This window comes from candidate division WOR-3 bacterium, from assembly GCA_039801365.1.
GTDB lineage: Bacteria > Hydrothermota > Tepidihabitantia > Tepidihabitantales > Tepidihabitantaceae > JBDRUN01.
The window spans coordinates 22,029-36,050 of sequence record JBDRUN010000014.1; the positions used below are offsets into that span (position 1 = coordinate 22,029).

At 58.1% G+C, this 14,022-nt stretch carries 15 protein-coding genes and 1 tRNA gene; 9 read left to right on the top strand and 7 right to left on the bottom strand.

Annotation, left to right across the window (positions count from 1 at the left end; translation table 11 throughout):
* From ABIL25_03460 to ABIL25_03475, 4 genes are all read left to right on the top strand, one after another.
* The coding region (locus ABIL25_03460; protein ID MEO0081337.1) for a transketolase C-terminal domain-containing protein at positions 1-425 on the top strand (425 nt) is incomplete at its 5' end.
* Positions 422-1,300 carry a 2-oxoacid:ferredoxin oxidoreductase subunit beta gene (locus ABIL25_03465; protein ID MEO0081338.1) on the top strand — a complete coding sequence of 293 codons (879 nt, stop codon included), beginning with the start codon at positions 422-424 and terminating at the stop codon, positions 1,298-1,300. The genes ABIL25_03460 and ABIL25_03465, both read left to right, overlap by 4 nt.
* Before the next feature lie 7 nt (positions 1,301-1,307).
* A complete protein-coding gene (locus tag ABIL25_03470; GenBank protein MEO0081339.1) occupies positions 1,308-3,029 on the top strand; it encodes a 2-oxoacid:acceptor oxidoreductase subunit alpha in 1,722 nt (573 codons plus the stop codon).
* On the top strand, positions 3,026-3,877 hold the full coding sequence (locus ABIL25_03475; GenBank protein MEO0081340.1) for a 2-oxoacid:ferredoxin oxidoreductase subunit beta: 852 nt from the start codon (positions 3,026-3,028) through the stop codon (positions 3,875-3,877). Before ABIL25_03470 ends, ABIL25_03475 begins: the two co-directional genes overlap by 4 nt.
* A 53-nt stretch (positions 3,878-3,930) precedes the next feature.
* Here the strand turns inward: ABIL25_03475 and xerA are convergent, their stop codons facing one another.
* Complete coding sequence (gene xerA, locus ABIL25_03480) at positions 3,931-4,833, bottom strand: site-specific tyrosine recombinase/integron integrase (protein ID MEO0081341.1); 903 nt, start codon at positions 4,831-4,833, stop codon at positions 3,931-3,933.
* Positions 4,834-4,944: 111 nt separating this feature from the next.
* On the opposite strand from xerA, the gene ABIL25_03485 reads away from it, so the two are divergent.
* Positions 4,945-6,924: a T9SS type A sorting domain-containing protein gene (locus ABIL25_03485; protein ID MEO0081342.1), complete on the top strand. Its 1,980-nt coding sequence runs from the start codon at positions 4,945-4,947 to the stop codon at positions 6,922-6,924.
* 49 nt (positions 6,925-6,973) lie between these two features.
* Positions 6,974-7,068 (top strand) — tRNA-Sec (locus ABIL25_03490).
* 38 nt (positions 7,069-7,106) lie between these two features.
* On the opposite strand, the gene tsaB is transcribed toward ABIL25_03490, so the two are convergent.
* The 4 genes from tsaB to ABIL25_03510 form a co-directional block, all read right to left on the bottom strand.
* A complete protein-coding gene (gene tsaB, locus ABIL25_03495) occupies positions 7,107-7,877 on the bottom strand; it encodes a tRNA (adenosine(37)-N6)-threonylcarbamoyltransferase complex dimerization subunit type 1 TsaB (protein MEO0081343.1) in 771 nt (256 codons plus the stop codon).
* Positions 7,874-8,617, bottom strand: a complete 744-nt coding sequence (locus tag ABIL25_03500) for a type III pantothenate kinase (GenBank protein MEO0081344.1) — start codon at positions 8,615-8,617, stop codon at positions 7,874-7,876. Before ABIL25_03500 ends, tsaB begins: the two co-directional genes overlap by 4 nt.
* A complete protein-coding gene (locus tag ABIL25_03505; GenBank protein MEO0081345.1) occupies positions 8,614-9,330 on the bottom strand; it encodes a biotin--[acetyl-CoA-carboxylase] ligase in 717 nt (238 codons plus the stop codon). Before ABIL25_03505 ends, ABIL25_03500 begins: the two co-directional genes overlap by 4 nt.
* A gap of 122 nt (positions 9,331-9,452) precedes the next feature.
* On the bottom strand, positions 9,453-11,147 hold the full coding sequence (locus ABIL25_03510) for an FG-GAP-like repeat-containing protein (GenBank protein ID MEO0081346.1): 1,695 nt from the start codon (positions 11,145-11,147) through the stop codon (positions 9,453-9,455).
* A gap of 91 nt (positions 11,148-11,238) precedes the next feature.
* Between ABIL25_03510 and rfbD the strand changes: the two genes are divergently transcribed.
* Both rfbD and ABIL25_03520 read left to right on the top strand, forming a co-directional pair.
* On the top strand, positions 11,239-12,078 hold the full coding sequence (gene rfbD / locus ABIL25_03515; protein MEO0081347.1) for a dTDP-4-dehydrorhamnose reductase: 840 nt from the start codon (positions 11,239-11,241) through the stop codon (positions 12,076-12,078).
* A gap of 100 nt (positions 12,079-12,178) precedes the next feature.
* Positions 12,179-12,616: an NUDIX hydrolase gene (locus tag ABIL25_03520; protein MEO0081348.1), complete on the top strand. Its 438-nt coding sequence runs from the start codon at positions 12,179-12,181 to the stop codon at positions 12,614-12,616.
* Positions 12,617-12,678: 62 nt separating this feature from the next.
* Here the strand turns inward: ABIL25_03520 and ABIL25_03525 are convergent, their stop codons facing one another.
* Positions 12,679-13,017, bottom strand: a complete 339-nt coding sequence (locus tag ABIL25_03525) for a 6-carboxytetrahydropterin synthase (GenBank protein MEO0081349.1) — start codon at positions 13,015-13,017, stop codon at positions 12,679-12,681.
* A gap of 9 nt (positions 13,018-13,026) precedes the next feature.
* Positions 13,027-13,209, bottom strand: a complete 183-nt coding sequence (locus tag ABIL25_03530; protein ID MEO0081350.1) for a DUF2934 domain-containing protein — start codon at positions 13,207-13,209, stop codon at positions 13,027-13,029.
* A 376-nt stretch (positions 13,210-13,585) separates the two neighbouring features.
* Between ABIL25_03530 and ABIL25_03535 the strand changes: the two genes are divergently transcribed.
* Positions 13,586-14,022: hypothetical protein (locus tag ABIL25_03535; GenBank protein MEO0081351.1), on the top strand; the 437-nt coding region annotated here is incomplete at its 3' end.

Here is a 14,022-nt window from a genome sequence, read left to right on the forward strand (position 1 = left end):
AGGATGCCGCAAACCGGACAAGAATGCAGGACAAGCGAATGAGCAAGCTCGCCGCGATGAAACAGGCGTTTGGTGCATTTACCTGCTACCCGAACGAACACGAAGACTGTATCGTGCTGTGCTTCGGTTCAACACTAGGGCCGGTCCGCGAAGCTGTAGCTGCGCTCCAGCAGGAAGGAAGCCGGGTTGGCATGATCCACCTCCACGAGGTATGGCCGTTTCCCAAAACAGCACTCCTGGCGAGACTCGGCAGGGCCAGGCAGGTTGTCACGGTGGAGAACAACGCCACCGGACAGTTAGCAAGATTGCTTCGACGAGAAACCAGAATCAAGCCCCATGAGCAGGTTTGCAAGTACGATGGCCGGCCGTTCTCCAGTGAAGAATTGGTTGAGCGACTCGCCCGCCTATACCGAGGCAGGACATGAAGATTCAGAAGTCGCAAGCCTCAGACTGGCGAAGTGAGACGGAGATTCAGTGGTGTCCCGGGTGCGGAAACTACGCAATCCTGGAGGCGCTATCTCAGGCACTTGTCGTCCTCGGACTTGAACCTTGGCAGGTCTGCATTGTCTCCGGCATCGGCCAAGCGGGTAAGTTACCCCATTATCTGCGCTGTAACTTCCTGCACGGGCTGCACGGCCGGACGCTTGCCCAGGCGACTGGTGTGAAGCTTGCAAACCCGGAGCTGGCCGTCATTGCCATTGGTGGAGACGGCGACATCTATGGCGAGGGTGGTGGACATCTGGTGCACGCGTTCAGGCGCAATCTGGACATTACCTGCCTTGTGCACAACAACGGAGTGTATGGCCTGACTAAGGGACAACCTTCGCCAACTAGCTCCTGCGGGTCTGTGACCCGGATGACTCCGAAAGGGACCTGTACACCAAGCCTGAACCCAGTTGCACTGGGAATCGGCGCCGAGGGAACCTTTGTCAGCCGCGGTTTTGCCGGAAGCAAGGACCATCTGACGGGTCTGATCGTCAGGGCTGTGCGACACCGGGGCTTCGGTTTCGTGGACATCCTGCAGCCATGCGTAACGTACAACAAGGTGAATACGTTCCAGTGGTATGCAGAGCGAATCTATGACCTCGAAGCGAGCGGACACGACCCGCGAAACCGGGAGACGGCACTTGTTCGCGCCCTCGAATGGCCGGACTCAGATGCGAGGATACCAATCGGTGTGTTCTATGTTGAACAGCGAAGGACCTACGAGGAACAGGTACCGACCCTGGCCAGCGGAGTTCTGACCCAGGCGGCCTCGTACGCTGGACTTCTTAAACGGTTACTGGAAGACTTCAAGTGAAATCGGCATGGAACTGAACATCATCGTATCAGGCCAGGCCGGGCAGGGCATTCAGATTCTGACCGAAATCCTAGGCCGCGCTCTTGTGCGTAACGGGTACCATGTGTTCGCTTCAATGGATGCGATGTCAAGAATCAGGGGTGGACACAACTTCAGCCGAATCAGAGTCTCGGACAAACAAGTTGGTGCAAACGCAGGGAAAGCACAGCTTCTGATTGCACTGGACCCGGCCCAAATCTTGTTGAATATCGCCGACCTCGAGTTGTACGGAGTGGTGCTGACTGACGACTCGGTCGAACTTGCACACCACTCTGACTATCAGCTCACCCAGCTACCACTAACCAGGACGGCGCTCGAGGCCGGCAAGAACAAGGTTATGCAGAATGTGGTCGCAGCCGGTGCAGTGTTTGCATTGCTTAACCTTGACCTGACCCAGCTCATTGAGATTGTGAAAGAGCGGTTGGGTACAAGAAGCATCGAGGCAGCGGAAAGAAGTGTTACCTGCATCCAACAGGGCTATGAGCTTGCACAGCGCAGAGCAAGAAAGGGTATCCTGGCCAGACTCAAGCCCGTGGAAGCAACCCCGCGCCGTCTCTTCCTGTCCGGTGCGCAGGCAATTGCGCTTGGCGCAGTTGCCGGCGGGGTGCGGTTTGTTGCCGGTTATCCCATGTCACCCGGCACGCCAGTTGTTGAGGCGTGTGCCGCATGGCAGGACAGGGTTGGACTCGTAGTCGAACAACCAGAGGATGAGATCGCAGCAATCAACATGGCGATTGGTTCATCCTTTGCCGGAGCGCTGGGCATGGTGGTCACGGCCGGCGGCGGCCTGTGTCTGATGAATGAAGCGCTGAGCCTTGCGGGCATGACCGAGACACCAGTCGTCGTCTGCTCCGGCATGCGGCCCGGACCGGCAACCGGAATGGCAACCCGGACTGCGCAGGCCGACCTTCTTTTTGCCATCTCCTGTGGCCACGGCGAGTTCCCGCGGGCCGTCCTGTGCCCGGCTGATGCCCTACAGGCGTTCGAGGCAACAAGCCGGGCCTGCCGGATTGCCGCTCAGTTTCAGACCCCGGTTATCGTACTCTTTGACCAGCTTCTGGCTGACGCCCTCTGGACAATTGACGAACCGGACCTGTCCAAACTCAAGCCGGTTTCGCTCGCTGAAATTGGCCAGCCGGACTTGAAAGAAGCTTACAGCTATCGAAGGTATGAGTTGACCGAATCCGGAGTCTCACCGCTTATCCTGCCCGGCACAATGGAACAACTGGTCTATGCGGATTCAGATGAGCACACAATTGAAGGGCACATCACCGAATCGGCAACGGTACGAAACCAGATGGTAAGCAAGCGAATGGCCAAACTCCACGGCATTGCTGCTTCGCTTGAGCCACCCTGGCAGCATCGCAGCAATGATGCTGAGACTATCGTATTCTGCTTCGGGTCAACCAAAGCTACGGTCAAACAAGCCGTGGACAAACTGAGAAGCAACGGCTACGAGGTCGGCATGGTACATCTATGCGATTTGTGGCCTTTCCCTGCTGAAGCGGTATTTCGGCTGATTAGACACGCAAGAAGGTTCGTCACGGTCGAAAACAACTGGAGTGGGCAACTCGCCAAGCTCATAACTCAGGAGACCGGCCTCAGAATCTGCGGCTCAGCACGCAAATATGACGGCAGACCGTTCCTGGTCGAAGAAGTCGAACAAGGCATAATGGAGCTTCTCCAATGAACACGCGGGACTACAACAGTACTGACCCAGTCGCATGGTGCCCGGGTTGCGGCAACTTCGGTATCAGGGAAGCGGTCAAAACCGCTCTCATTGAACTCGGAATCGAGCCATGGCAAACATGCTTTGTATCAGGCATCGGCCAGGCCCCAAAGCTGCCGCACTACATCAAATGCAACCTATTCAATGGACTCCACGGCCGAACCCTGCCGGTGGCAACCGGCGTAAAGCTAGCCAACCCCAAACTCATCGTGTTCGCTGAAGGCGGAGACGGCGACGGTTACGCTGAAGGCTGCAACCACTTTCTGCACGCACTGCGTCGGAATGTGGATTTGACCTACCTTGTTCACAACAACCAGGTTTACGGCCTAACCAAGGGACAGGCGTCACCGACCAGCGAGCAGGGCTTCATCACAAAGACCACACCTTTCGGCGCGCTCCAACCCGGGTTCAATCCGGTCGTGCTCGCGGTAGCGATGGACGCCGGTCTTGTTGCGCGAAGTTTTTCCGGGAACGTACGGCACCTAACCGACACCATCAAGCAGGCAGTCAAGCATCCCGGGTTCAGCCTGGTAGACATACTCCAACCCTGCGTCAGCTTCAACCGGGTGAACACAACCCAATGGTACCGAGAGCGGGTCAAGGAATTGGGTTCGGACTACGACCCTACCGACCGTATGCTCGCATTCCGTACTGCCTGTGAGTGGGGAGAAACGATACCCATCGGCGTCATCTACCGTTCCTCAAGACCGGCCTACACCGGCTCCGTACTTCAGGCCGGCGAGACAAGACTCATTGACCGTGTAACAGAACCATCAGCCGTGGAAGAGCTTCTCCGCCAGTTCCACTAGTCTGTGGTCCAGCTTCTGTCGGCCTAGACGGTTCCGTCCTGCGGCTTTGACCGCTAAGACCTGCTTCCTGACCGCGGGTGGCACCTATCGTACACTCGGCGTAAGCGCTCGACTGACAGGTGAGTGTAAACCTGAGTCGTTGAGAGCGAAGAATGACCAAGGAGTTCCTGCACCGCTCTCAGGTCAGCGCCTCTCTCAAGAAGATGAGTCGCAAAGGCGTGGCGCAGTGCGTGAGGGTTCGTAGCATTTGCGCCAGCCACCCGGGATAGGGCTCGACGCACGATCTTCTGGACCGAACGGGTAGTGAGTCTGTCGCCGCGCCGGTTCAGGAACAGCGGCCTTGCATCCCTGCGGCTGCGCTTCGCCAAGTAGGCCCTGATCGCCCCGGCTTCGGCACGGCCAAGAGGCACAATCCGCTCCTTATCTCCCTTGCCCCGCACGCGTATTGTCTCATCCTCAAAATCAACGCTGTCTGTGTCGAGTGCAACCAGCTCGCCGGCACGCAGGCCCGAGCCATATAGTGTTTCAAGGATAGCAAGGTCGCGCAGCGCACCCTCGTCCTCACCACGGAGCACGAGCGCCTGCTGGACCTGAAACTGAGATAGAAAGCCAGGCAGTTTCTTCTCCAATCGTGGTCCCTTGATGCTCCGGGCCGGACTTGAAGTAAGAACACCGGCCTCGACAAGGTAGCGCATGAATGACTTGACCGAGGACAGCTTACGACCGGCTGACTTGCGCTCGTACCCGTAGCGAAGGAGCGCGCCCAGGAAATTCCTGATGTCCTCGTGGGTCAGGTTCACAACCGGTTTTCCGCCAAGCTGGTCAGCACAGAAGTCAAAGAACTGCTCAACGTCGTTCTGGTACGCACGAATGGTCTGGTCCGAGCAACCCTTATCCCGGTCTAGGTAGATAAGGAACCGGTCAAGGAGGGTCTGGTAGTGCACCGGCAGAGCCATACCGATTGAAGACTAACCCACAACCGACTAGAGTCAATAACCGAAAGACTTATTGACAGCCGGTGTCGCTAAAGCTAGAGTCTAAACGTATCACTGAACCGTGGAGGTAACATGAGAACCATCTGCGTCATCATGCGTCTGTCTGCTCTGATGTTGACTGCTCTTACTGGCCTGGCATCAGGCCAGCTTGATACCGTCTGGTTCCGACGCTGGGATGGCGGCATGTCAAATGAAGACTGGGTTTCGGACATGACTGTTGACGCCACGGGAAACATCTACCTTGCCGGCAGCGCGATAACAACCAGCTCCGGGACCGATATCGTGGTGCAGAAGTACTCGCCAACCGGCACCCGACTGTGGAGCGCGGTATACAACGGTTCGGCGAACTTGGATGACTCAGCCGCGGCCCTGGTCGTAGATGATTCAGGGAACGCGTACGTGTGCGGATCGAGCAATGAGACTGGCCGTGGCGAGGAGATGGTCACCATCAAGTTCTCGTCGGGTGGTGCGCAACGCTGGGCAAGGACGTTCGGCCGCAAGGCCGGCAACTACTCAGATGCTGCGCTCGCAATCTGTCTTGACCGTGCCAGCCGCGTGGTCGTAACTGGTTATTCTACCGACACTTCAGGTTACAACGTAGACTATTGTACAATATCCTACAAGCAGTCAAACGGCGACACGAACTGGGTTCGGTTCTACAACAAGACCCCAGAGTACGACGAGGACGTGGCGGTCGGTGTGTGCTGCGACGCACAGAACAACGTCTATGTAACCGGGTACAGCTACGACGAAGACACCGATTATGACATTGTTACGATAAAGTACACACCGACCGGTTCAAGACCATGGTGGCGGCGGTTTAACAACCCGTACAATGACCTCGACGACTACGGTGTGTGCATCGCCTACAATCCGGCCAACCAGTCGGTCGTAGTTGGCGGGTATGTTTATGACGAGGTCCATGATTACGACTACTTCACAATCGCCTACGGCACTGGTGGTGATTCACTTTGGTCCCGTACGTATAACAACTATCCGACTAACGGCGAAGATGTGCTCCAAGCAATCACCGTTGACGGTGCGGGCAACGTCTATGTCACCGGCATGACTGAGGACGCAGTAGGCGGATACGACGTGGCCACGGTGTCCTATGACCGGTACGGCATTCCCCGGTGGGATGCGAAGTATGACTACGACGGGCTCGATGAAATTGGCTGCGACCTTGTTGCCGATTCACTTGGCCAGCTTTTTGTTATCGGCACGGCCGAGACCGTGTACGACATGGACATGCTTCTGCTCAAGTACGATACCGATGGTGTTCTGTTCTGGGACTACCTCTACAACAACGCTCAGGCCAACGATGAAGACTGGGGCGCCCGGGTCGCGGTGCAGCCGGATGGTCGGATTATTGTCTCCGGTTCGAGCTTCTCCGCCTCGACCGACATGGACTTTGTGCTGTTCAAGGCTCTCGAGGTAACCCTGGATATGGCAGTACTGGCCGTGATTGCCCCTGAGTCGCTCCGGGTTGGGGATTCACTTGCACCGCTCGCGGTCGTCCAGAACCTTTCCACGGTTAGGGAGAGCTGTTGGGTCTGGTTCAGACCGGATTGGACCGACTACCTCGATAGCGCGTGGGTAAACCTTGGCGTGGGCGAGGTTGACACGGTCTCATTCTCGGTCTGGCGGCCGGAAACAACCGGCGTGGCAAAGCTGCTTGCCTGGTCAATGATGCCGGGTGAAATGCACCCGGAAAACGACAGCGCCTGGGCACTCGTCACGGTCTGGGAAGAAACAACTGGAGTGGTCTTGAGACCAGCGGTCGAACTCCGGCCGAGCGTCGAGTTGTGGCCCAATCCGGCACGCGGCGCAGTGCTGGTAAGGCTCTCGCTGCCCCGAGGTGAACCCGGTCGTGTCAGGCTATACGACCCGTGTGGAACCAGGGTGCTGGCCGAGCAGGAGGTGATGACATCAGACCGAGATGGGACAGCCAGTACGCGCTTCGATCTAGACCGGCTGGCTGCCGGTGTGTACTTCGTAAAGCTCGAGGTCGGTGACAAGCACGCCTGCCGAAAGCTGGTTCTGCAGCGCTAGGCAGCGCCGAGTTGACAGCCGGCTGCTCGTCACTACTATCCAAATTGGTGGAGGCGGATGGGCGCTGGTGTGCCTGGCGGACTTCAAATCCGTATGGTCTGCGATAAGTGGACCGGTAGGTTCGATTCCTACACGCCTCCGCCACTTTCAGGTCTGACTTTCCCGACCCGCCAAACAGAAGTCTAGCGTTTCTCCCGTTGTAGTTCGGCGTCGGTTCGGCGGAGATAGAGCGGTACCAGACCTGCCAAGTCATCACCACCCTGCTCCAAGATGAGTTTCTGGCCAAGTCTGGCCACGACCCGGGCCAAAGGCAATTCGACCCCACTGAGCCGAACCTCAAAACCTGCCTGCCTGATGGTTTCAGCGCACAGCGATGCACCGCTGCCGCACAGCGTCAGGCAGCAACTCTGACACGCAGTCCGGAGCACATCAGGAAGCTCTTCAGGATGAACCACAGACGGCTCAAGGAGCGGCCTCTTGTCTGAATACAGACCGCAATAAACCTGTTGCTTCTTTGCATCAATCAAGGCAAGGAACAAGGCCGCGTGTTCTGAAGCCTGCGCTGCCACCCGGCATTTCGTTGCTTCCGCTGCTGTCTGCGCAAGCGCAAGGAGCGTGCTGACACCCTTGACCGGAATCGAGTACGGCAGAGCAAGACCCTTGGCATACGCCAGCCCGACTCGGAGTGCGGTAAACATGCCAGGGCCGATTGTCGCGCTGATACCTTTGAGTTGTATCGGCCCGATTCTGGCCGAGTTGAGCGCATCGGCCACTAGTCCGGGCAGAACCTCATTGTGGTTCATCCCGGATACCGACGATTCGAAGACAATCTGGTCGGCATCAATGAGCGCAACACCGGTCGCAGCACCGCTCGTTTCGATGCCGAGGTAATACCGAGACACCCGGCCTGGCGAAGCCGAGCGAAGAGCCGTGCTACCCGAAGACTTGGTCATGCCTCAGTCTGCCGATTGAGAAAATACAGTTCCAGAAGTCCTCGGGCCACAAGGTCAGGCTCGACCCGGACAATACTCGGAATATGCTGCCTCATCTTCCTTGCCTGCCCGCCTGTGGCAATAACAGTGAACCTACGTCCAGCCTGCTGCTCGATCGGCCTGATCATTGCCTCAAGGCCGAGGCAAAGTAATTGGAATGTACCGGCTTGAACCGCGTCCTCGGTCCTGCTGGCAAGAAGCCTAGTGACCGGCCTAGCCCGGAGTCGCGGCAGCCGGGCGGTTCCCTGGCCAAGGCTTCGCAGCATCAGACCTTGACCGGGCAGAATCGGACCGCCGAGGAAGACGCCTTCCCGGGTGACGACGTTGACTGTAACTGCGGTCCCGAAGTCAATCACAACCAAGTCACCCGGAAATCTCACCCGCGCACCAACCGCAACACAAATCCGGTCCGCTCCGAGCTGGTTACGGTCGTAGCGAATGTCAAGCCCGGTTCGAGTACGCCGGTTCACCAGAAACGGCCTGAGCCCGGTCCTCGCCCTGATTTGCTGAAGACATGAACTGGTAGCTTGTGGTACGACCGACGCAACTGCGGCACCGGTGATGCGCCAGCCGGATGGCACAACACGGGCAGGTCTTTGGAGCAGCTCGCGGGTCGCGACAACGTGATGCACAACAAGCCGGCGGCCTTGGAACAGGCAGATTTTTGTGTTCGTATTACCAACGTTGACCGTCAGAATCATCTAAGCCTGCGTGCCTGGCCTGAGCCGATGACCACAAGCCGTCCACTTGTCGTCCGCAGAACAAGCCGACCCTGTGCATCAAGGTCTATCACCGTGCCAATGTACCGCCGGAGAAGGGTCTGAACCTCCACCCGGCGGTGCAGTACAGCCGAACGCTGCTTGATAGCCTCCAGAGCCGGTTGAGTGTTACCTCTGGCTGCCTCGGCAACAAGGGTAAAGAACTGTTCAAGTATCTTATCAAGCAGTGCAAACCGGTCCCAAGGCATACCCGTAGCCAGGCGCAGGGACACGGGCTCTGGAATATCTGCTGGAAACGACGATTGGTTGACATTTACACCGACGCCGACTACCACCGCAGCTTTGCGCTGCTCACACAGTATACCGGCCAGCTTCTTGTCGTTGAGGACGATGTCGTTCGGCCACCGGATGCGCGGAGCAAGCCCGGTCAGTTCCTCCACTGCCCGACAGACAGCAAGTCCGGCAAGCTGGGTAAGACCGGGCACGACCCCGGCCTGCTCGGGCCCGGGCAGGAGCAGAACCGAAAACGTCAGGCTGTCCGAATCCGAAAACCACTGGCGACGGAACCGACCCCGACCTTGCGTCTGGGTCCGGCACACAACGATTGCCGGTTCAGCCGCCAAAGCAAGTGAAAACGCATAATCGTTGGTTGACTGGCAGGTATCGAGAAGGTGTAGCCGACCAAAGCGCGCCAACCGCCGCAGGAGTTCGCCGGGAATTTCTTCAGGACAAGGCATTTGGCGGTTAGGCGGCTATTCGACCTAGCACACCGTGTTGCCGGGCGGCTGATTTCCTCACACCCCGGCTCCACTGCATGTCAGTGGTGGACAAGCTTGATGCGCGCCAGACCCTGCCCGGCCACGGCCAGATAGACGCCGGGCGGCACTTCGTCGCCGTACGCATCCAGGCCATCCCACCGCACCGAGCCGAGCTCACGACTGATAGCAAGAGTCCGGACAAGACTGCCGGTTCTATCATAGATGTAGATGGCGGCATCGCAGGGTGCGCCAGGCGCCAGACGCATCGTAACTGTACTTGTGAACGGATTTGGTGTCGCCTCCACCGAACATCTTGAAGCGCAGGGCCCGTGTTTCTCTTCGGCGGTGCCAACCGGGGTTGTGTTCTTGAACAGGTGATTACCATAGCTCTGCTCCCAGTTGGTCACTGCCAGGTCAGGATGAGTCGAGTAGCGATAGAATACCGTCACATTGTCCGTGCCGGGCGGTGGCGCGATGGCAAGGCTGAACCAGCCGACCAGTGGGTCAAAACAGTAGGCTGAAACAGGCAGGCGTACGTTATCAACAAGAACGCTGTCTAATATCTGGACGGGCCGATGCCTTATCGTGAAAAGCTTGCGCTGGCCGTTACCGGAAAATGTCTGCGTGGCGGTCGCAAGATGCGAGTTGTCAACATCGGCCCAGAGCACGGCTTCGCACACAAGACTGCCCGGGTTCGGATACCACGACCAGGTCGGAACAGTGTCCAACATGCCGGCGCGGTTCTCAAATACAACGACCGGCTCCCACCAGCCACCTGCCGCGAGGTCAACGTACCCATCGCCGTTCACGTCGGCCCAGGCAACGCAGGACGAGTAGCGCCGGTTCCGCAACATCGTGAACGTTGCGACGGTGTCGAGCGTGCCGGCCGAGTTGTGAAAGACCTTGATGCTGTTCGGCTCGCCGGTCTGGTTGTTTGACGCTGCGGCCAAATCCAGCCAGCCGTCGTTGTCATAATCGCCAAAAGCCAGCCGCAGAACCCAGCCAACTCCAGGCCGCGCGACCCAGGCCGGAGTCGGATCGAGGACGCCGGAGTTGTTCCGGTACATCGTCACCATGCCGCGGTCCTGGTTCGGAATCACCTGGCCGACAAACAGGTCAAGGTCGCCGTCGTTATCTATGTCGCAGAAGCGGACCGCATCCGAAGGCGAACCGGACCGTGCAGTCCAGAACGGCAACGTATCGAGCACACCGTTATTGTTACGGTAGATGCGGGCCGAATCGGTCTCGTTCTGATATGCGTCCCCGGCTGAAATTGCCAGGTCCAGATCACCGTCCAGGTCAACGTCACCAAGACAGCAGTCGAATGACGAATGCTGGTCCTTCGCCTTCCATCCTGGCGACGCGGCCAGGCCGTTGCCAGTATTGAAATAGCTACGCGCCCGCAGTTCGCCGGTCGGCCCCAGGTAAGCCACTGCAAGGTCGGCAAGTCCATCCTTGTTCATGTCGCCGGCATAGCAATGTCCAAAATAGCCCCGGTCAGACGAACGCCAGGATGCGACGTTCTCCAGCGTACCGGCGCTATTCAGATATACGCTGTTGTAGTTCTGGGCCATATCGTTGCCGTTTGAGGTACACAGGTCAATGAAACGATTGGTATCAATAAAGGCAAATGCACCGCCGGTGGAATAGTCGTTGTCGTTTGACGTCCAGCTCGGGCTCGAGGGCAGCGGGATGGCAGCGGGCGTCATGCTGACAAAGCAGACCACCAGTACCAGCGTCTTCGCCTTCATCATCTGCGGCCAGTCTAGTTCAAACCTGTCTCAAGGTCAAGCCCAAGGGAGGCAGCACTGCTTGACGAACAGAGTCGTCGGGCTAGGATTTGACGTGCGTTGCCTAGTCACTGGTGCGAAAGGACTGCTTGGCACGGAACTGGTCCGCTGGCTCCGGCAAGAGGGCGAAGAGGTGATCGGCTGGGACCTGCCCGAGCACGACATAACCGACGTTGACAAGACTATTAGCGACATGCACCGTGTCGGGCCTCAGGTCGTGTTCCACCTTGCGGCCTGGACTGATGTTGATGGTTGCGAGCAGAACCCGGCAAAGGCCACCGCGGTGAATACCCAAGGCACGTGGATGGTTGCGCTCGGAAGTACCGAAGTGAAGGCCAGGATGGTTTACCTGAGCACCGACTACGTTTTCGACGGCAAGGCCACCAAGCCCTACGACGAGCGTGAAAAGCCGAACCCGCTGTCAGTGTATGGCCGAAGCAAGCTGATGGGCGAGAAGGCGGTGATGCGTTCAGCCGCTGAGTTCTATATCGTGCGCACGAGTGGGCTGTACGGCCGGCACGGCAAGAACTTTGTTGACACGATAATAGACATCGGCCGCAAACAGGGACAGATCAAGGTCGTCACCGACCAGGTAAGCTCACCAACGTACGCGCCTGACCTGTGCGAACCGCTCTACAAGCTTGTTCGGCTTGCCAAGCCGGGCGTTTATCACCTGACTAACAGTGGGCAATGTTCGTGGTTCGACTTTGCAAAGAAGATAGTGGAGCTGGCCGGGTTTAGGTGCGAGGTTCTACCGACAACCGCGGCTGAACTTGGCCGCCCCGCACCGCGACCTTCGTTCTCGGTGCTTGAAAACCGCAACTACAAGCGGAAATTCGGCCGGCTGCTTCGGCCCTGGCAGGAAGCGCTGGCTGATTACATCCGAACGAAATGACCGGACGGCCGACTCAGGCTTACGTTCGACCTTTGCGCCATACCTGCTTTTCGAGTCGTACCAATACTTCGTCGCGTGCCAACCGAAGGCTTGAAGCCTGATGCTTGCCAGACAGCCCAAGCTGGCCGTTGACTGCATCATTCTGGTCTCAGGCAAGGTGTTGCTCATCCGGCGCAAGAATCCGCCCATTGGCTGGGCCTTACCCGGTGGATTCGTCGAATACGGTGAGACGGTCGAGGACGCGGTCCGCCGCGAGATAAGTGAAGAGACCGGTCTTGAGCTGGAGAACCTGCGTCAGTTCCACGTGTACTCCGACCCAAGGCGTGACCCCCGCTGCCACTGTATCTCCGTTGTTTTCTCGGCCCGAGGCAAAGGTGAACCGCGGGCCGGAGATGATGCGGCCGACTTCCGGTTCATCAGTCTGGACTCAATTCCGGATTCAGAAATTGTATTCGACCACGCACAGATTCTTGCCGATTTCAGGGACTCTGCGCTAAACGCTAGGCTTGTGAACTTCCCGAGCCAGTCCAGGCCCTGATAGGTTCCTTGCAGAGTTACCCCAGACACCTGGCACCAGACGACAAATCCGGTACCGAGACGCTACTCTGAGTATTCGGCGCAGCAATCGTCGTCTTCCCAGACCGTAACCGCCCGAACGGGATAGTGTTTCGCCATCTCCTCGTAGAAATGCCGGGCCAGATTCTCAGAAGTCGGGTTGAAATCGTAGACCTCGTTGAGCATCGTATGATCCGGCAATATGCTTTCCAGTCGTCGGCCGACCTCAAGAAAGTCCGCAACCATACCCGGCTGCTTGAGCCGGCTTGAGCTGACCGCGACCTCGACCCGGTAGTTGTGACCGTGGACTGCCTCGCACCTTGAGCTCATGCCCCGGACCGCGTGGGCCGCGCTGAAAGTCCGGCTAACCCGCACGGTGTCCATTCGTCCTCCTTACTTATCCAGCCCCAGTTCCTTACGCACCTGCTTCTCAGCCTCAAGCCAGTCATCAAGGTCCCGGCCATGCTGACCACCCCGGGCAAGGTACAACTCATAGGCGCGTACCCGAATGCGCTCAATGTAGTCTTCTGGACAAAAGGACTTCGATTCCGGTTTATCAGACTTCGAGTTTGGCATTACCGGCCTCCACGACAGATTTTACCACCACTTGCCCAATCTTGCAAGGGCGCTTGTTGACACTTGACAAGAAGAGGCCGGAAATTACACTCTGAACGTCTCCAAAGCCCAGGCCGCGCTACGGGCGGTAAAGCGCTGCCGGCACGCAGCAATCGGCCTAGGGCAGTGGTGAAACCGGAGGAACTCGAATGGCAGCAGTGCTGCAGAGACTGCAGGGCATTCCGGGGTACGAGGCCGGGACTGTACCTGCGCAGAAAACTCTGGAAGTAACTCGGGTTGGTCACGGGAGGCGGTATCACTGCAATCGGGGAGCTATTACCGCACTGGCCAGCTACCGATACCAGGAGACAGTGAACGAACCGAAAGGAGGCTTCTAATGCACCACAAAGTAGCAGTCGCACTGGCAGTGATCGTGCTGCTCGGCTTGGGTTACGCAGCACCGGACCAAGTCATGCCAGGTGGCGAATACGCGTACCCGAAACGCGTGCCGTACGAGGACCCGCCGCCGACCGTGCTGTGGGGGCCGTTTGTCATGCCGGACTTGCGCGGTCTGGGCTGGGGTCTGTACGGCCTCTCCTACCAGGGCTTGAATGACCAGCTGCATGCAAACTACGTATGGCAGAACCGGATACGTCGCTACCGTTCCGCAGACTCAACCAATCCGGCAATGCCCGAGACTATCATCCACAGCTATGTCCCATCGCCGGTCACCGACTCGTTTCAGGACCTGGCCTATTGCCGGTATGACCGGTCAGTGTGGCTGCACTCATCCAAGCTGAAAAGAGTATACAAGCTGGACGCGGTTACTGGCGA